The organism is Mesorhizobium sp. LMG17149 (genome assembly GCF_024518695.1).
Taxonomy (GTDB): domain Bacteria; phylum Pseudomonadota; class Alphaproteobacteria; order Rhizobiales; family Rhizobiaceae; genus Mesorhizobium.
Map to the genome: position 1 here is coordinate 336,667 of NZ_JANIFL010000004.1, position 17,044 is coordinate 353,710.

17 protein-coding genes and 1 tRNA gene are annotated in these 17,044 nt (G+C 63.6%); 10 read left to right on the forward strand and 8 right to left on the reverse strand.

All coding sequences use genetic code 11. The annotated features are described in order from the left end of the window. The first annotated feature begins 232 nt into the window (after positions 1-232). Positions 233-2,137 carry an ABC transporter ATP-binding protein/permease gene (locus NP945_RS10895; protein ID WP_256746344.1) on the forward strand — a complete coding sequence of 635 codons (1,905 nt, stop codon included), beginning with the start codon at positions 233-235 and terminating at the stop codon, positions 2,135-2,137. Between the two features lie 273 nt (positions 2,138-2,410). Beyond that, positions 2,411-3,775 carry a magnesium transporter gene (mgtE, locus tag NP945_RS10900; RefSeq protein WP_256746345.1) on the forward strand — a complete coding sequence of 455 codons (1,365 nt, stop codon included), beginning with the start codon at positions 2,411-2,413 and terminating at the stop codon, positions 3,773-3,775. Between the two features lie 60 nt (positions 3,776-3,835). On the opposite strand, the gene gor is transcribed toward mgtE, so the two are convergent. The 3 genes from gor to rpiA all read right to left on the reverse strand — a co-directional run bounded on the left by gor (position 3,836) and on the right by rpiA (position 6,665). Then, positions 3,836-5,227, reverse strand: a complete 1,392-nt coding sequence (gene gor / locus NP945_RS10905) for a glutathione-disulfide reductase (RefSeq protein WP_256746346.1) — start codon at positions 5,225-5,227, stop codon at positions 3,836-3,838. 117 nt (positions 5,228-5,344) lie between these two features. Beyond that, positions 5,345-5,947 carry a DUF2059 domain-containing protein gene (locus NP945_RS10910; protein WP_256746347.1) on the reverse strand — a complete coding sequence of 201 codons (603 nt, stop codon included), beginning with the start codon at positions 5,945-5,947 and terminating at the stop codon, positions 5,345-5,347. Beyond that, a complete protein-coding gene (rpiA, locus tag NP945_RS10915) occupies positions 5,934-6,665 on the reverse strand; it encodes a ribose-5-phosphate isomerase RpiA (protein ID WP_027036598.1) in 732 nt (243 codons plus the stop codon). Before rpiA ends, NP945_RS10910 begins: the two co-directional genes overlap by 14 nt. 632 nt (positions 6,666-7,297) lie before the next feature. Here rpiA and NP945_RS10920 point away from each other — a divergent pair. Together NP945_RS10920 and NP945_RS10925 are read left to right on the forward strand one after the other, a co-directional pair. Beyond that, on the forward strand, positions 7,298-7,981 hold the full coding sequence (locus NP945_RS10920; RefSeq protein ID WP_128310019.1) for a phosphoglycolate phosphatase: 684 nt from the start codon (positions 7,298-7,300) through the stop codon (positions 7,979-7,981). Positions 7,982-8,120: 139 nt separating this feature from the next. Further along, positions 8,121-8,195: transfer RNA gene (locus NP945_RS10925), tRNA-Val, on the forward strand. A gap of 46 nt (positions 8,196-8,241) precedes the next feature. Here the strand turns inward: NP945_RS10925 and NP945_RS10930 are convergent. After that, a complete protein-coding gene (locus tag NP945_RS10930; RefSeq protein ID WP_256746348.1) occupies positions 8,242-8,595 on the reverse strand; it encodes a hypothetical protein in 354 nt (117 codons plus the stop codon). 314 nt (positions 8,596-8,909) lie between these two features. On the opposite strand from NP945_RS10930, the gene NP945_RS31980 reads away from it, so the two are divergent. From NP945_RS31980 to NP945_RS10940, 3 genes are all read left to right on the forward strand, one after another. Then, positions 8,910-9,143 carry a GcrA family cell cycle regulator gene (locus tag NP945_RS31980; RefSeq protein ID WP_365981612.1) on the forward strand — a complete coding sequence of 78 codons (234 nt, stop codon included), beginning with the start codon at positions 8,910-8,912 and terminating at the stop codon, positions 9,141-9,143. Positions 9,144-9,270: 127 nt separating this feature from the next. Then, positions 9,271-9,528, forward strand: coding sequence for a PepSY domain-containing protein (locus tag NP945_RS10935; protein ID WP_127269438.1), 258 nt, complete (start codon positions 9,271-9,273; stop codon positions 9,526-9,528). Positions 9,529-9,900: 372 nt separating this feature from the next. Beyond that, entirely contained in the window at positions 9,901-10,386 is a 486-nt protein-coding gene (locus tag NP945_RS10940) for a hypothetical protein (RefSeq protein WP_164749075.1), read from the forward strand. A 144-nt stretch (positions 10,387-10,530) separates the two neighbouring features. Here the strand turns inward: NP945_RS10940 and NP945_RS10945 are convergent, their stop codons facing one another. The 3 genes from NP945_RS10945 to NP945_RS10955 form a co-directional block, all read right to left on the reverse strand. Then, on the reverse strand, positions 10,531-11,421 hold the full coding sequence (locus NP945_RS10945; RefSeq protein ID WP_127269436.1) for an arginase family protein: 891 nt from the start codon (positions 11,419-11,421) through the stop codon (positions 10,531-10,533). Positions 11,422-11,593: 172 nt separating this feature from the next. Further along, positions 11,594-13,483 carry a murein L,D-transpeptidase gene (locus NP945_RS10950; RefSeq protein ID WP_256746349.1) on the reverse strand — a complete coding sequence of 630 codons (1,890 nt, stop codon included), beginning with the start codon at positions 13,481-13,483 and terminating at the stop codon, positions 11,594-11,596. A 209-nt stretch (positions 13,484-13,692) separates the two neighbouring features. Continuing rightward, entirely contained in the window at positions 13,693-14,439 is a 747-nt protein-coding gene (locus NP945_RS10955; protein ID WP_127380162.1) for a 3-oxoacyl-ACP reductase family protein, read from the reverse strand. A 101-nt stretch (positions 14,440-14,540) separates the two neighbouring features. Between NP945_RS10955 and NP945_RS10960 the strand changes: the two genes are divergently transcribed. Continuing rightward, entirely contained in the window at positions 14,541-15,155 is a 615-nt protein-coding gene (locus tag NP945_RS10960) for a TetR/AcrR family transcriptional regulator (protein ID WP_256746350.1), read from the forward strand. A 55-nt stretch (positions 15,156-15,210) separates the two neighbouring features. After that, positions 15,211-15,606 carry a rhodanese-like domain-containing protein gene (locus tag NP945_RS10965; protein WP_256746351.1) on the forward strand — a complete coding sequence of 132 codons (396 nt, stop codon included), beginning with the start codon at positions 15,211-15,213 and terminating at the stop codon, positions 15,604-15,606. Between the two features lie 13 nt (positions 15,607-15,619). On the opposite strand, the gene NP945_RS10970 is transcribed toward NP945_RS10965, so the two are convergent. After that, positions 15,620-16,528, reverse strand: coding sequence for an alpha/beta hydrolase (locus NP945_RS10970; RefSeq protein ID WP_127270854.1), 909 nt, complete (start codon positions 16,526-16,528; stop codon positions 15,620-15,622). A 47-nt stretch (positions 16,529-16,575) separates the two neighbouring features. On the opposite strand from NP945_RS10970, the gene NP945_RS10975 reads away from it, so the two are divergent. Then, positions 16,576-17,028, forward strand: a complete 453-nt coding sequence (locus NP945_RS10975) for a MarR family winged helix-turn-helix transcriptional regulator (protein ID WP_023813960.1) — start codon at positions 16,576-16,578, stop codon at positions 17,026-17,028. Positions 17,029-17,044: the final 16 nt, after the last annotated feature.

Below are 17,044 nucleotides of genomic sequence, written 5' to 3' on the forward strand. Positions count from 1 at the left end.
TCGCTATATTTCAGCGTGTAATCTGTTGCCTCACGGCAACGGCTGCCGGGGCAATCCGGTCGGGCCGGTTTTAAATTAATGGAAAATGATCAATTGGTGTTACCATCCGTAACAAAAGAAAAAAGGTTTGGGCGGGATCGTGATTCGGGTCGGTAGACCATCGCAAGAGTCAGTACCGGAAAAAACACCTCGCGATGCCGCAGGGCGATCGCTTCTGACGCCGGTGTCGTCGATGCGCAGCTTCTGGGGCCTGATGCGGGCCTACTGGGTTTCCGACCGCTGGAAGGAAGCCTGGACGCTGACGCTGGTGATCGCGGTGCTCACCGCGCTGTCTAGCAAGGCCGGTGTCTGGTTCGCCGAAGCCTCCGGCGAACTGGTCAATTCGATCGCCTTCTTCCATGACGCCGCCAACACCACGCCGCTTCGCTCGCTGCTGGTCAATGCCGGCGTCCTCGTGCTGCTGGTGGTACTCAAGGACGCTGGCTTCACCGGCGTCCGCAATCTTGTCTCGGCGACATTGCACCGCAAATGGCGCGGTTGGTTGGACAGCCGCTTCAATGAAGCGCTGCTGGATGGCAACCATACGCATTTCCATGCCCAGCATGCATCGACCGGCAGCGGCGCACCGGCCCCCGACAACATCGACCAGCGTGTCCAGGAATCCATCAAGGACATGACCGGGGGCGCCATCGGGCTCGCCATGGGCGTACTGGCCGTCGCCACCTCGCTCTTCTTCGTCGGCCAGAAGCTGCTCGAAAACTCCGTCGAGGTGAAGGGGCTGGAGTTCCTCGGCAGCTATGGCAGCGCCATCCTGGCCTTCCTGGCCGTCGCCACCTATGTGCCGCTGAACACATGGATCGCCGTCAAGCTCGGCGGCCTGCTCGAGCGCCTCAACGTCAGGATGCAGAAGGCCGAAGGCAGCTATCGCGGCGAACTGACGACGTTCCTGCGCCGCTCCTTCCATGTCGCGGCGTCTCAGGGCGAAGGCGTGCAAAGGACCATGCATGGCCGGCTCTATGTCGATATCGACGGCACCTGGACGCGGCTGAACATCGTCAACACCGTCTACATGTCGTTCGAGCTGATCTACAATTTCATCGGCGCCCGCATTGTCGCCTATGGACCGGGCCTCGTGCCGTTCATCCACAACCGCCTCGATCTGAAGGGCTATATAACCGGCTCCGAGCTGGTCAATTCTCTGATCGGCCAGTGTTCGTGGTTCATCCACGTCATGCCCGCCATCGCCACGCTGCGCGCCAACAGCCAGCGTGTCACCGAGTTGGCCAACGCGATCGAGAATGTCCAGCATCCGCAGGAATTCTACAGCCAGACCGGCCGCTCCGATTTCCACTACACCAGCCAGAACCCGGTTTTCGGCCTGACCATCCAGAAGCTCGAACTGGCGCATCAAGGCGAGGATGCGACGCCCTTCCTCAGCGCCGCCAATTTGCGCTTCCGGCGCGGCGAATGGACTTTCCTGAAGGGCGAGTCCGGCTGCGGCAAGACCTCGCTGATCAAGGCGATCAACGGCCTGTGGCCCTATGGCCGCGGCACCATCGTCTTCCCCGAAGGCGTGAAGAGTTTCTATGCCGCCCAGGAGGTCAAGCTGCAGCCTGTGTCGCTGAAGCAACTGGTCTGCCTGCCGGGCTCCGAGCACGACCATGGCGACGCGCAGGTGGCGTCGGCGCTGCACAAGGCCGGGCTTGGCGACTTCATCGAGCACATGGCCGACGAAAGCCGCGAAGGCAAAAGCTGGGACCAGGTGCTGTCGGGCGGCCAGAAGCAGAAGCTGGTGGTGGCTCGCATCGTGCTGCAGCAGCCGGGGCTGCTGTTCCTCGACGAGGCGACCGGCGCGCTCGACCCCGACGGCAAGGTCGCCTTCCACCAGGCCATCAAGGACAACTGCCCCGATGTCACGGTGATCAGCGTCATGCACGAAGCGGTTGCGCCGAGATCGATGAGCGGCAGCGAATTCTATCACAGCATCGTCGCGATCGCCGACGGCGTCGCCACCAAGAAGCCGCTGGTTCCGACCCTGCCCGCCGAGCTCACCACCATTCTCGTGCAGCCAAGGCCGGTCCCAAGGCCGGTCGAAGACAAGTGGCTGCGCTTCTCGCGCCGGCTGAAGCAGAAATAACGGTTATTCCACCCCGGTCTGCCGAGGCGAACGGGGGTCGGCGATCACAGTCTCGCGATCTTGGCCGCTCGTCGGCATTTTCCCTCCTCACCGCGATTGACACGGCAAGGCGCGCTCCTATGTTGCGCCCGCTTGCAGATAGTAAAAACGCGAACCCGCAAGCGGAAAGGTCACCGCGCCATGCCTGGCGACAGTCACAGTCGAACGCAACAGCCGTCCGCCCTGACGTGACCTCACATGGTTCATGTCCTGCCGGACGGCAAGGAGTGAGCCATGAACGAAATCACCACAGTGGCAAGCGACGAAGCCGTCGCGATTGCCCGTATCCTAGCCAACGATCACGTCGCCGACATTGTCGAGGCCCTCAACAGGGAGCCTCGAGAGAACGCGACGGAACTGCTCTGTGAAGTGACGTTCGAACGTCTGGTCGAGATATTCGATCAGCCGGAACTCGACGGCGCGTCCGAACTCATGGAGGCGCTGCCGCGCGCCAAGGCGGGCAAGCTGCTCACCGCCATGTCGGTCGACCGTGCCGCCGACATCCTGCGCGAGCTGGAAGAGCCGGCCCGTTCCGAGCTGCTTGGCGGGCTTGCGCCGCCGCTGCGCGCAACGCTGCTCTCCATCCTCGGCTATCCCGAAGGCAGTGCCGCATCGATCATGACGACGGAGTTCGTCAGCGTGCCCTCGGACTGGACCGTCGGGCAGACGCTCGACTACATCCGCAAGGTCGAGCGGACGCGCGAGACCGTCTACGCGATCTATATCGTCGATCCGCAGACGCACCTGCTTGTGCGCGCGACGGGCCTGCGCCGGCTGATCACCGGTGAGCCTGACGATCCGATCATGACGGTGGCGCCGGATCACCTTCCGGTGACGGTCGGCCCGCTGACCGATCGCGAAACCCTGGCGCAGACGATTTCCAAATACGATCTGCTCGCCCTTCCGGTCGTCGACCATGGCAAGATCCTAGGCATCGTCACCATCGACGACATCATCGACACGATGGTCGCGGAGACGACCGAGGACGCGCACCGTTTCGGCGGCATGGAGGCGCTGGACGAGCCGTACATGAAGATGAGCTTCCTCGCCATGATCAGGAAACGCGGCGGCTGGCTGTGCGCGCTGTTCATCTCGGAGATGCTGACGGCCAACGCCATGCAGAGCTATGAGGGCGAGCTGGAGAAGGCGATCGTACTGACGCTGTTCATCCCGCTGATCATGAGCTCCGGCGGCAATTCCGGCTCGCAGGCGACCTCGCTGGTCATCCGCGCGCTGGCGCTGCGCGAGATCGGTCTTGGCGACTGGTGGCGGGTGGCGCTGCGTGAGCTGCCCACCGGCTTGGTGCTGGGCGCCATGCTCGGCATGGTCGGCGTCTGCCGCATTGCGCTGTGGCAATATATGGGCTTCTACGATTATGGCCCGCACTGGCCGCTGATTGCCACCACGGTGGGTGCTGCACTGGTCGGCATCGTCACCTTCGGTTCGCTGTCGGGGTCGATGCTGCCGTTCGCCTTGAAACGTATCGGCTTCGACCCTGCCAGCGCATCGGCGCCGTTCGTCGCCACGCTGGTCGATGTCACCGGGCTGGTGATCTATTTTTCGGTGGCGCTTGTGATCCTGCGCGGCACGCTGCTGTAGCGACTATCTCCGCCGTGGCATGACCTTGCCGCGGCGGAGTTCCTCAACCCGGATTTGCCGTCAATCGACGCGCACGCCGTCCTTCACACGATAGGTCGGCTTGTACATGGTGACCAGTTCTTCCGCCGCTGTCGGATGCACGGCCATCGTACGGTCGAAATCGTCCTTGGTCAGGCCGGCCTTCAGCGGGATGCCGAGCAGCTGCGCCATCTCGCCTGCATCCGGCCCCAATATGTGGGCGCCAAGCACTTTTTTCGACGCGCCATCGACCACCAGCTTTATCAGCATCTTCTCGTCGCGCCCGGACAGGGTGTGCCGCATCGGCCGGAATGTCGCGCGGTAGATCTCGATGTCGGGGAAGCGCTTGAAGGCGTCGTCCTCCGACAGTCCGACAGTGCCGATCTCCGGCTGTGAAAAGACAGCGGTCGCGATCGTCTCGTGATCGGGCGCGGTCGGATTTCCCTTGAAGGCGGTTTCGATGAAGCACATCGCCTCATGGATCGCCACCGGCGTCAGCTGCACGCGGTTGGTGACGTCGCCGATCGCCCAGACGTTGTCGATGTTGGTGCGGGAATATTGGTCGACGGCGATGGCGCCAGTCTTGGTCATCTCCAGTCCGATGCCTTCCAGGCCCATATTCTCGGTGTTGGGAATGCGGCCGATGGCCAGCATCACCTGGTCGACGGTCAGCACCTCGCCGCCGCTGACGAGCGCGTCGAGCCGGCCGTCCGGCCGCTTGCGGATCCATTCGGACACGGAATGGCAGAGGATCCTTATCCCCTTCTTTTCCATCGTCTCGTGCAGCATGCGCCGCAGGTCCATGTCGAACCGGCTCAGGATCTCCTTGCCGCGATAGACCAGCGTGGTGTCGACGCCGAGACCGTGAAAGATGTTGGCGAACTCGACGGCGATATAACCGCCGCCCTCGATCATGATCGCCTTGGGCAATTCCTTGAGGTCGAAAGCCTCGTTGGAAAAGATGCAATGTTCATGGCCGGGCAGCGCCGGATGCGCCGCCGGGCGGCCGCCGGTGGCGATCAGGATCTGGTCTGCCGTGATGGTGCGATCCTCACCCAGAAGATGCACGACATGCGGATCGACGATCATGGCGCGCGAGTGGAAGGTCTCGCCGCCGGCGCCCTCGACGTTCCTGACGTAGATGGCCTCCAGCCGGCTGATCTCGCGATCCTTGTTGGCGACCAGCGTCTGCCAGTCGAAACTGGCTTCCGGCACCGTCCAGCCATAGCCGGCGGCGTCGGCGAAATGCTCGGGAAATTGCGAGGCGTAGACATAGAGCTTTTTCGGCACGCAGCCGCGGATGACGCAGGTGCCGCCATAGCGATATTCCTCGGCGATGCCGACTCGCTTGCCGAGAGCCGCGGCGACACGCGCCGCCCTTACCCCGCCCGAACCGCCGCCGATGACGAAAAGATCGTAGTCGTAACCAGCCATGACGCGGCTCCCAGGCTTCAGAAATGTGTCAGACAGGTAGGCCGCAAACCGTCAAAAGAAAAGCCCGGACAGGCCGGGCTTTCGCGGGAGGCCGCAAGGCCATTTGAAAATGCGGGGTCAGTTGTTGTCCGCAGGGGCCGCGCCATCGGCGGGCGCTGCGCCATCGGCCGGAGCGGCGGCTCCGGAGGCGGGCGCGGCAGGTGCAGCCTGCGCCTTTGCCTTGGCGGCTGCGGCCAGCGTTTCGCCGACCTGCTGGGCGAGATCGCGGCCGAGGCCGTTCTGCCAGATGTCGGCTGCCTTGACCAGTTCGCGGGTCACCGTCGGGCCGCTATCGAGCAGCTTCTTGCCCGAATCGGAATTGTAGAAGGCGGCGATGTCGGTCAGTTCCTTTTCGGAGAACACTTTTGCGTAGGCGAGTGCGGCTTCCTTCTCGAGGTCGGCGCGGCGCGAGGCCAGCGCCAGCGCCTTCTCGCTGATCGTCTTGCCGATCAGTTCCTGCATGTCCGGGTTCTTCTGGATCAGCTGCGATTCGAGCGCTGCGGCTGCCTGCGGCAGGATGTTGTCGAACGGGTCGGTTGCGTGGATCGCAGCGACCGCCGCGCGGGCGGCCTTCAGGTGCGATTCCGTGACATCCTGCGAAAACGCCGGCGAAGAAAAGGCGAAAACGGCCGAGGCCGCCAGAAGGATGGAAAGGCTGCGAACCCGGTTATGCAACATCATGATCGGTAGAACTCCCTGGTTTTCGGGCGGCATGGACGGTTTGGATACCGTCGCCGCCGGCGATGATGGCCGCTGAAGCCAGCCCGATGAAAAGACCATGCTCGACCACGCCCGGAATGGCGTGCAGAGCATTCGAAAGCGCTCTTGTATCCGGAATGCGGCCAAAAGATGCATCGAGGATAAAATGGCCGCCGTCTGTAACAAAAGCCTGGCCGCCCGTCATCCTCAATGTGACCGGCCCGGAAAGACCGAGCTTTTCAGCCGCCGCGGCAACCGCGATTTCAGTGGCGCGCAGGCCGAATGGATTGACCTCGATCGGCAGCGGAAAACGGCCGAGCGTCTCGACCATCTTGGAGCGGTCGGCGATGACGATCATGCGCTGGGACGCTGCGGCGACGATCTTCTCGCGCAGCAGCGCGCCGCCGCCGCCCTTGACCAGGGTCAGTTCCGGGTCGACTTCGTCGGCGCCGTCGACGGTGAGATCGAGCTCTGGCGTTTCCTCCAGCGTCGACAGCGGCACGCCAAGCTCGCGGCACAGCAACGCGGTGCGCTCCGAAGTCGGCACGCCGATGACGGTCATGCCGGTGGCGACCTTTTCGGCAAGCAGCCGCACGAACTCTTCGGCCGTGGTGCCGGTGCCGATGCCGAGCCGCATGCCGTCGCTCACATGGGCAAGTGCAGCCCGCGCGGCTTCGACCTTCAATTGCCTTGCATCCATGTGGGTTCTGCCCCGGAAATTCGCTGCCGGGCTCGTAGCATTTTTGCCGGTCCGGTCAAAGCCCCAGGCGGCGGGTCCCCAGGTGATCCTGCGTAGGAATTATTTCCTTGACCGGTGAGGGCAGCTATGCTACATTTTTGGTTATGGTGCTGATTTGCGCCAACGACCCGCCGCTGTGGCGGGTTTTTCATTTCTGGAAGCTCGCCGCGAAATGTCCGGTCCGATGGGGCCTGCTTGCCCGGCGCGCTCGCCCAGGACAATCGGTTCAGGTTTTGGAATTCGCCCCGTCACCCTTTTCCTGACGCTGGCGCCGCCCCTCACCTGCCTACCGGCATCCTCTCCCCGTATAGTGACGGGGAGAGGGACACTCTCATCGGTGGTTTCACCAATCACCAGCGTTGCAAGAAGGGCGCCGTCATTGCGGCCAGCCACTTCTCCCCGTCACTATACGGGGAGAAGTGCCCGGCAGGGCGATGAGGGGCAGCGCCGGCTTCCACAATTGGTGGTCCCGCCACACGTTGAAACTGTCACCGGTCTGAAGCGATTGCCAAGCCGGCTTGCCCCCAGTCAGCTTGCCATGACGCGCCGCAGCCGCTATCGCCTGCCCATTGCACACCTGCCCAGGACAGACCATGACCCGACCGATCATCGTGTTCGACCTCGACGGTACGCTGATCGACACAGCGCCGGACCTGCTCGACAGCCTGAACCACAGCTTGGCCGCCAGCGAGATCGCGGCGGTCGACGAAGCCGGCTTCAGGCGTTTCGTCGGCCACGGCGGCCGGGTGATGATCGAGCGGGCGCACGCCGCCCATCAGCGATCGCTTGCCGTCGAGGAGCACGACCGGCTGCTGAAACTTTTCCTCGACCACTACACGCTCAACATCCCCGGCAAGTCGCGCCCCTACCCCGGTGTCGTCGAGGCGATCGCGCGCTTCGAGGATGCCGGCTATATCCTGGCCATCTGCACCAACAAATACGAAGCCAACTCGCTGGCGCTGATCGAGGCGCTCGGCCTGACCAAACATTTCGCGGCCATCGCCGGCCAGGACACGTTCGCCTTCCGCAAGCCCGACCCGCGCCATCTGATCGAGACCATCAAGCTGGCCGGCGGCGACCCGCACCGCGCGCTGATGGTCGGCGATTCGCAAACCGACATCGACACGGCGAAAGCCGCCGGCATTCCGGTGGTGGCAGTCGATTTCGGCTACACCGACCGCCATGTCCGCGAATTCGAACCCTCGGCTGTGATCTCGCATTTCGATGCGCTGACGCTCGATCTGGCGCAAAGGCTGATCGCCGCGGCTGGAAACTGACCGGAAGGCGGCCAGCGTCGGTCCGAGACAGGGCGCAAAGCACAGCAAAACCGATCCGTGTCAGAACGCCGGACACCGCCTTGACTTACCGCACCCGCCTCCCTTATATCGCGGCTCGCTTGGCCTTCGGGCAACGAGCGGGCGATTAGCTCAGCGGGAGAGCACACCCTTCACACGGGTGGGGTCGCAGGTTCAATCCCTGCATCGCCCACCAAAATCCTTACGGAAGTCGGCGATGTCTGGAGATGCACGAGCCGCGATCAGCGCTTCATCGAGTGCAGGATGGCCTGCATGTGCTCTTCCAGGTCGAGTTCACCCCGAGCCTCAGCGGTCAACAGGTAATCGGCCTTGGCCTGGCGGTCGCCTCGGCTGATCGCCGGATAGGAGCAGATGGCCAGCAAGGCTTCCTGTTCGATCCGGTCTGCCCTCTTGCGTTCGTGGCTGCTGCTGCCCGCTTGATGAACAACCCTGTGAAGCCCGACATAGCTGGCTTCATGGGCTCCGATCAGCGCCCGCAAGTCGGGTGAGGCCCCTTCCGCTTCGGCAAATTTCGGTTCAATGGCAGAGGCCACGGCGGTGAACGCAAGAAGTGTACGGCGGGTGACTTCGGGCATGGCTCATATCCCTGCTGTCTGATCATGCAGGCACACCATAGCACCGGCGCAACGGTTCGAAGAGATGCTCCGGGACGCGACCACACTGTCTGCTGACAAAATGTATTCGCTTCCGTAGCCCGCCCGCCCAGCAGCCGGTGTGGCCTTAAGTCGCAATGATTGGCTTGCGAAAGCAGGGTTTCGGGGCTTCATTGGCACTGCAACCAACACCATATGGTGATCCACAGCCCTCCAAAACGAGAGAAGCTCGCTTTGACGCGGTCGCACAGCGGCCGTCAGCCGGCAATGGCTATGAACCAGGAACCTGAAAAACCATGCCTGAAAATATCAGACCGATTTCGAAAGACGTCCCCCTCATTCAGCTAGGCGTCTATCAGTGCCGCTTCCCGGTGAGCGAAGACCGGTCAGTGCCCGGCGGTTATCGTTTCTGTGCCGGGCCAACTTCGGCGGATCGCGTCTATTGCGATCACCACCACAGCATCGTGACCGCTGTCGACCCTCGCCGAACCCGTTCAGGTCTCCACTCCGCTCAACGACGCGCCGCGTAAGTCAAGCGGGCGGCGGCGCCCTCATTCGGGCAACTGCAAATCGGCAGACCAAATCGTCATCTGTTCCAGTTGCGGAACAAACCGGCGCGCCAGCGAGTTTCTGTCCGACGAAACTTGAGGGAAAGCCATGTCCAGATTGCTGCTGGCGACCAGCGTCGCCGTTCTTCTCGCCGGCGGGGCAGCCTTGGCCGCGGACGACAAGCCGCTGCCGCCGCCCAATGCCAAGAAGCTGTCGGAGATCATCGCCAAGGTCGAGCAGCGCGACGGCTTTCGCTATGTGGACGAGGTCGACTGGGACAGCGGCGCCTACACCGTCACCTATTACACGGCGGACAAGGCGAAGGTTGAAATCACCTACGATCCTGTGACGGCGGAGCCGAAATAGGGGAACGTTCCGACGCGAATCCACTGGCCTTTCTTGGCTGTGTCATCGGCCTTTCCGCTAGCGCCGCCCCTCACCTGCCTGCCGGCATCCTCTCCCCGTATAGTGACGGGGAGAGGGACGCTGGCATCGATGGTTTCGCCAATCACCATCCTTTGCAAGGCAAGGATGGCGCCGGCGTTGCGGCCAGCCCCCTTCTCCCCGTCACTATACGGGGAGAAATGTCCGGCAGGACAATGAGGGCAGCGCTGACTTTGGCGATTGGCGTTCTCCGCTGCAAGTCGGACTTGTCGTTGGCGCGATTGCCCTTGCCAACCGTGGCCCCCCTTGCGTCAGTCTCGCTTTGATGGCTGACTGTGCGCGCCGCATTGGGGGATGGGGATGGCGACGGCGAAGCACGTAATGAAGCGCATATTGATGATGTTGGCCGGCTACTTCGTGTCGGTGCTGGTCGGCCTGATCGCCATCGCGGTGATCTATGGCGTGCTCAGTTCCTTGCCCAACGCGCCCAGCTATTTCGACGTCATGGGCGTTTCGCCGATCGCGGTGCTGCTGGTGCCGCCGCTCGGCATGTTCGTCTATTTCCTGACCATCGTGGTGACCGCGCTGCAGACGCTGATCTTCGCGCTGATCGCCGAGTTCTTCTCGCTGCGCAATGTCCTGCTGCACATGGTTTTCGGCGCCGGCGCCGCGGTCGGCGGCTTCGCCTTGATCTGGCCGAGCGCGCCGGAGGATATGGACCCGGAGCGTTGGGTCGACATCGGCATCATTGCCGCTGCCGGCCTTGTCGCCGGCTTGCTCTACTGGCTGATCGCCGGGCGCGACGCCGGCTTCCGGCGGCCACTGTTCGAGCGCTACTAGCTTGCAGCCTCACAATCGCGGAGCCACGCCGATCGGCTCATGCGGAGCCTTGAAACAGATTCCGCCGCAATATGAAGGCAGTACAAACGACCTCAAAATCGGTCGCTTCTTGCTGCGCCCGAGAGCAGGCATGGCTCGTCATCGTCATGGCGCTGCTGTTCCGAGCGCAGCGGCCAGTACGTCGGCCAGGCCGCGTCCGGCGCTGCCGTCCTCATCAAGGCGCGGATTGTAGATGGTGATCTCGAGGCCGACTGCCTTGCCGCTCGCCAAGGCAAGCCGGAGCGCGGCCGTTAACTCGTCCCACGACAACCCGCCTGGCACGCGAAAATCGACAGCCGGCATGATGACGTCGTCGAGACAGTCGGCGTCGAGATGGATGAAGAAGCCGTCCAATTCCGCTCTCGTCAGGTGATCGACCGCTTCGCGTGCGGCGGCCTCGATGCCCGTCGCGCGCACAGCGGGAAGGTCAAGCACCTTGAGCTCCTCGGGGAGCGGCTGGCTTCCGTACTCCTCCTGATCCTTGTGATCGCGATACGCGAAGGCGACAGCGTCTTCAGGGCGGACCAGAGGACCGCGACCTTCGATGTCGGTCAGAAGCGAGGGACCGTAGCCGGTGACGAAGGCGAGGTCCATCGAGGCACCCTCACCATTGGGTTCCGCCTCTGGCTGGAAGAAATCGGCGTTGCCGTCAATGAAGAGCAAGCCGTAGCGGCCGCGCCGTCGAAACGCGAGCGCCGAGCCCAGCACGATCGTGCAATCGCCGCCCAGCACCACTGGAAACCCGCCTGCGTCAAGCACCGCTTCCACGGCGTCGGCGAGCTTGGGCGACCACTGCGCAATTGCCCTGGCGTTCAGGGTGCCTGTCTCGGAATCGGGCGTCGGGTCCTTCGCAGGCACAGCCAGCCGCCCGGCGCGGCGCGCCTGGATGCGCTCCGCAAGGCCAAGGTCCAGGAGCCGGCCAGGCAAGCGCTCCACACCGTCGGTCGCCAGGCCCAGCGTGGAGGGGGCTTCGAGAATCGCATAATGGCTCGACATAGGCGCCTCCGCTTCGAGCGCTCAACATCGTTCGTCCCTACCGAAACAGGATCACAGTTGCGTTTTGAGCTTGTTCGATAACGGTAGCCGCCGCTCCTCGTTCCCTCTCGGCCGCCTTTCCGCTTTCGGTCATGCCGTATTTATGAGTTAACGGCCTACCGAAAGCCCTGGATCAACTCGAAGGCGAGCGAACCGCCTCCGTGGCGTCCAGAGCCTGCTTCAGGCGCGAGTCGCGGTCGTAGACGTCGCCGAAATATTCGACCTTGCCGGACAGATCAGGCCAGGCGGTGAAATAGGCGACATAGACCGGGATGGTGCGTGTCACATTCTCGGTCGAGTGGCCGTGCTTCAGCTTCTCGGCGATATAGTCCACGGAGGTGCCAAGCACCGCCGCCGCCATGCCGCGCGGGTCCTGCAGCCGCACGCAGCCATGGCTGAGCGCGCGCATATCACGCTGGAAGAATGATTTCTGCGGCGTGTCGTGCATGTAGATCGCGTGCTTGTTGGGGAACAGGATCTTCAACTCGCCCAGCGCGTTGGCCTCGCTCGGCTGCTGGCGCACGCTGTAGGGGATGTTCGCGCCATAGGCGCCCCAGTTGACCGCCGACGAAGGAATGCGCTTGCCGCGCGAATCCGTCACCTCATAGCCGGACCGGTCGAGATAGCCCGGATCGTTGCGCAATCTCGGCAGCATCTCGTTGACGATGATCGATTGCGGCACGCCCCAATAGGGATGGAAATCGACCTGCTTGATCTGGTCGTAGAAGAAGGAGGTCTGGTTGGTGGTCCGGCCAACGACGACACGCGTCTTGAGCTTTTCCTCGCCATTGTCAATGTAGCTCGCGGTGAAGGCCGGCTGGTTGATGAAGACGCGCGGGCTGCCTAGATCGGACGGCAGCCAGCGCAGTTCCTCGAGCGCCACTTCCACCTTCAGCAGCTTGTCGGCCTTGGATGTTCCGGCCAGCGTCGCGACGGTGCGCGGGCCGATGACGCCGTCGCCCTTCATGCCTGCCTTTTGCTGCACGGCCTTGATGACCGGGACCAGTTCCGGATCATAGACTTCGCTGGTGGCCAGCCTGGACAGGATCTCGCCATAGGCGCCGCCCATCTCGTCATCGAGATTGCGCGCGATCAAGGTCAGCAGCTTCGGCAGTTCGGGGCTGGTTCCGCCCGGCTTCAGCAACAGTTTGGGGTCGACGACGATTTCGTTTTCCGCACTGGCCTGCAGCGATTCGAGTTCCACACGCAGCGCCTGGTATTCCGCATTCTGCGGATGCCGCGATTCGAGATAGGTGCGCACTTGCTGGGTATGCGCCAGCGTCCTCAGCACGCCTTGCAAGTCGAGCGGCTTGGCCGGGAAATCATAGTAGCCGGTCATGCGGTTGGGATCGACGCGGCCGTTCTGGGCGTCATGGGCATAGCGCAGCACACGCGCGGAAAGCGCCATCTCGAAACGGACGAGTTCTTTCAGTTGCGCATTGGCGTCAGTCGTCGATGCGCCGGCGGCGGGCACTTCGACCGTATAGTCGGCAGGTGTGAGGCCATAGCTTGAAGCTTCGCCAAGCACCCGCACCGCGTCCTGGGCGCGGCTGTTGAGGCTGGTTCCGCTTATCCAGATGAAATCCGGATTGGCCGAGTAATACGCGATCAGCGCCTTGGCGATGTCGGGCTCGGCTAAGAGTTCGTAGTCAGCCAAGCTGGCAACCGCTTCACGAAACGCAGCGCCCGTTGCCGACGGCACGAAAGCCGCATCCTGTGGCGTCGCCGGCTCTGGCGTCGGGGCCAGCGCCGAGAAGTCGACGCGAACCAGCCGGTCGGCCTTGTAGGTGTAATAGGATGGGCTGCTGATTCTCGCACCGCCACCGCCACCGCTGGCCGGAGCCTTCGGCTTTGGCTTGTGCTTGGGTGGCGGCGGAAACTCGCCTTGCGGAGCGTGCTTGACGCCGCCGCCGAAAAGCATGTCGAAGAGCCCCTGCGCGCCGGCCTGAGGCACACCGAAAGCGAGCGTTGCCGTGATCGCCATCAGCGGCATCACGGTTGCTTTGTTTCCGAGGAATTTCATGGATCACCCGCTCCGGCCGCAACCGGATCCCGTTCCGCACGTCAGACCGTCTCGCCCACCGCATGGCGGATGTAAGGCGCGACTATACTGATTCATACCGATTTCGTTAAGCTTTCATAAATTTTGGAAAGCCTGTTGCAGAACGGTTTCACAAGATCGTGACGGCTGGAGCGGAGGGTTGTTCCGCCCCAGCCGGTAATCTCTCGGGATCAGGCGTTGGCGCCGCCATCGATGGTCAGGGCAGCGCCGGTTACGAAGCGGCCTTCAGGGCCTGCGAGCCAGGCGACCATGCCGGCAATGTCATCGGCCTTGCCGAAACGCGGTGTTGCCATTTTCCGGCGCTGATGCTCGGCATGCGGGCCGTCGGCCGGGTTCATGTCGGTGTCGGTCGAACCGGGATGGACGACGTTGGCGGTGATGCCGCGCGGGCCGAGGTCGCGCGCCAGCGCCTTGGTCAGGCCGACCAGCGCCGCCTTGCTGGCCGAATAGGCCGTGAGGCTGCCGTCGGTCGCCCTCTCGGCAAGGTTGCTGCCGATCGAGATGATGCTGCCGCCCTCACCCATATGCACGGCCGCCGCCTTCGAGGCGATGAATGGAGCCCGGAGGTTGACCTCCATGGTCTCGTCGAAATCTGCGAGCGACAGCGTGTCGATGGGGGCGGCCCGCCAGATGCCGGCGCTGTTGACCAGGATGTCGAGCCGGCCGAAGGCGGTCACTGCGTCATCGACGGCCTTGTCTATGGCCACCGCATCGCGGTTGTCGGCCTTGATCGCGATGGCGCGGCCGCCCTTGGCCTCGATTTCGGCGACAACCGAGCGGGCCTGCTCCTCGCCATGCACATAAGTCAGCGCGACACTGGCGCCGTCGGCCGCGAGTCGTCGCGCAATCGCCGCACCTATGCCGCGACTGCCGCCGGTGACGAGCGCGGCCTTGCCGCCCAGTTGGTTGGATGACATCGATTTCTCCTTTTTTTGTAACGATCGATACATAAATATCTGTCAGCCTTGCCCGTCGGCGTCAACTTAATTATGTATCGATCAACACAGAAAAGAGCATCATGTCGGAACGAGGCCGCCCCCGCACCTTCGATCGCACCGTAGCCCTGCGCCGCGCGATGCAGGTGTTTTGGGCGCGTGGCTATGAAGGCGCATCGATGAGCGAGCTGACCGCCGCCATGGGCATCAACTCGCCCAGCCTCTATGCCGCCTTCGGCAGCAAGGAGGCCCTGTTCCTCGAGGCGACGGATTTTTATTCACACACCGAGGGTGCCGACATCTGGCTGGCATTGGACGAGGCTCCGACCGCGCGGCAGGCGATCGAACAATTCCTGTGCCTGACGGCGAAAGCCTATGCGCAGAGCGATCGCCCGCAGGGCTGCCTGATCACGCTGGGCGCGCTGCATCAGGATTCGAGCCGCGGCGCCATCTGCGACGACCTGCGCCGTCGTCGCGCCGAAAACCACACCGCACTGCAGAAGCGTCTGGAGCGCGGCGTTGCCGAAGGCGAATTGCCGGCGGATTTCGATGCGAGCGCCGCCGCGACCTTCTTCGCCACGGTCCAGCACGGCATGTCGATCCAGGCGCGCGACGGCGCCTCGCATAATGCCCTGCTGGCGACGGTAGCCGGGGCCATGGCGGCCTGGAGGACGCTGGCCGGCGGCAGCGCGGCGTGACAAACGCCGGCTGGTGTGCTCGAAATCCGCCAGCAAGGCCGGGAGGGATGAGAGCGTGAAAAAGGGTTATCGCGAGCTGCTGGACGAGGCGAACGCCGTGATCGAGGTGGTTTCGCCGGAGGAAGCGGCCGGGCTGCTCGACGATGAAGACACCATCTTCGTTGATCTGCGCGACCCTCGCGAAGTGGAACGCGACGGCAAGATTCCCGGCGCCAAGCATGTCACGCGCGGCATGCTGGAGTTCTGGATCGACCCCGAAAGCCCTTACCACAAGCCCTTCTTCGCCTCGGGCAAGAACTTCGTGTTCTTCTGCGCCGGCGGCTGGCGCTCGGCGCTGGCCACAAAGACGGCGCAGGACATGGGGCTTTCGCCGGTCAAGCACATCCTTGGCGGCTACACCGCCTGGAAGGCCGCCGGACTGCCGGTCGAACCCGGCGAGAAGAAGAAATAATCTCGACCGCCGCTCAGTGCAGCAGCAATGGCTCGCGATTCGCCACGAAGCCAACCGCGCGTTCGACCACGCCCTTGTCGGCGAGAATGCGGCGGTGGCCGAGCCCGTCGGCCCAGTAGAGCCGCACATGGCCGCCGGCGCCGGCATAGCGCCTTGCATGATCGGCCGAGACTTCGCGGTCGTCCTGCGCATGGATGACCAGGGTCGGCACCGGCGCCTGGGCGAGCTGACGGTCGCCGGTGAATTCGTGCAGGGGTCGGCCGGAAAGATGCTCGACCCGGTCCGCCATGGCGGCTTGCGAGCGCGGGCCGACATTGAGCATGCGGCTGAAGTCGGCAAAGATCGCCGGCAGGGAACTTGGCGCCGCGATCAGCACCAGGCGTCCGGCCGCCAGTGGCGGGATGTTCTTGACCGAACCGGCGATGGCGTTGGCGGCGACGGCGCCGCCGAAGGAATGGCCGACCGCTGCCACGAAGGGGCCGAACCATTCGCCGGCAACCCGCACCGCATCCACCGCATTGACCATGTTCAAGCGCCGGCCCTGCGACTGGCCGTGGCCGGGCAGGTCAAGCGAAACGACCCGGTGGCCGGCGGCGCGATAACCTTCGATCAAGGCGCGCATATATTCGGTGCGCGAGCGCCAGCCATGGACGACGAGCACCGTGCCGGCGGCCGCCCTGCCCGGCTCCGGGCGGAACTCGTGCACCATGACGCAGCCGGTCGCGGTCTTCAGCCGGTGATGACGCGCCTCGGTCATGAACCCGGCCGCACGGTCGACAGCACGGCGCTCGCCATCGCTGAGCGCCTTGACATTCGGAGTGCGGCAGAACAATTCGAACGCCGCGCGTCCGCTGAGCCGCGGCGCGACACGCTCTGCCGCACCGAACACGCCCCGGATGACCTTCAGCCCGAATGATGCCATAGTGAAAATCCATCCATACGTTCAAGCATGAACATAATAGTTCAAAGATGAACAATAAACAAGAGCTGCCTTGGGACAACCCGCGTTTCCGCAACTGGGTCGCGGTGGCGCGCGCCTGCCATGTGCTGGAGCGCACGCTGGCGGTGAAGCTTGCGCCGCTCGATTTGAAACCGGCGCAGCTCGACGTGCTGATGAACCTCTATCGCCACCCCGGCATGTCGCAGCACGATCTTGCCCGCAAGCTGCTCGTCGGCCGTTCCAACATCACCATGCTTTTGCCGCAGCTGGAAGCGCGTGGCCTGCTGCGCCGCGAAGGCGACGAGAAGGACAAGCGCATCCTGCGGCTTGCCCTCACCGAGGCTGGCGAGGCGCTGTTGATGCAGGCGCTGAAAGTGCACATGGCGCTGATAGAGAAGGCGATGAGCCAGTCTACGCCGGAACAATGTGACATGATCGGCGAGCAGATGCGCAAGATCTATGATGTGCTGAAAGAGGCGTGACGGCCTTTCAGCCCGG

Coding starts and splice junctions, on each gene's coding strand:
- NP945_RS10950 (WP_256746349.1), bottom strand. CDS start 13,483: ATGAAATTCCTCGGAAACAAAGCAACCGTGATGCCGCTGATGGCGATC.
- NP945_RS10910 (WP_256746347.1), bottom strand. CDS start 5,947: ATGATGTTGCATAACCGGGTTCGCAGCCTTTCCATCCTTCTGGCGGCC.
- rpiA (WP_027036598.1), bottom strand. CDS start 6,665: ATGGATGCAAGGCAATTGAAGGTCGAAGCCGCGCGGGCTGCACTTGCC.
- NP945_RS10940 (WP_164749075.1), top strand. CDS start 9,901: ATGGGGATGGCGACGGCGAAGCACGTAATGAAGCGCATATTGATGATG.
- mgtE (WP_256746345.1), top strand. CDS start 2,411: ATGAACGAAATCACCACAGTGGCAAGCGACGAAGCCGTCGCGATTGCC.
- NP945_RS10955 (WP_127380162.1), bottom strand. CDS start 14,439: ATGTCATCCAACCAACTGGGCGGCAAGGCCGCGCTCGTCACCGGCGGC.
- NP945_RS31980 (WP_365981612.1), top strand. CDS start 8,910: ATGCCTGAAAATATCAGACCGATTTCGAAAGACGTCCCCCTCATTCAG.
- NP945_RS10935 (WP_127269438.1), top strand. CDS start 9,271: ATGTCCAGATTGCTGCTGGCGACCAGCGTCGCCGTTCTTCTCGCCGGC.
- NP945_RS10975 (WP_023813960.1), top strand. CDS start 16,576: ATGAACAATAAACAAGAGCTGCCTTGGGACAACCCGCGTTTCCGCAAC.
- NP945_RS10930 (WP_256746348.1), bottom strand. CDS start 8,595: ATGCCCGAAGTCACCCGCCGTACACTTCTTGCGTTCACCGCCGTGGCC.
- NP945_RS10945 (WP_127269436.1), bottom strand. CDS start 11,421: ATGTCGAGCCATTATGCGATTCTCGAAGCCCCCTCCACGCTGGGCCTG.
- NP945_RS10920 (WP_128310019.1), top strand. CDS start 7,298: ATGACCCGACCGATCATCGTGTTCGACCTCGACGGTACGCTGATCGAC.
- NP945_RS10970 (WP_127270854.1), bottom strand. CDS start 16,528: ATGGCATCATTCGGGCTGAAGGTCATCCGGGGCGTGTTCGGTGCGGCA.
- NP945_RS10960 (WP_256746350.1), top strand. CDS start 14,541: ATGTCGGAACGAGGCCGCCCCCGCACCTTCGATCGCACCGTAGCCCTG.
- NP945_RS10895 (WP_256746344.1), top strand. CDS start 233: ATGCGCAGCTTCTGGGGCCTGATGCGGGCCTACTGGGTTTCCGACCGC.
- gor (WP_256746346.1), bottom strand. CDS start 5,227: ATGGCTGGTTACGACTACGATCTTTTCGTCATCGGCGGCGGTTCGGGC.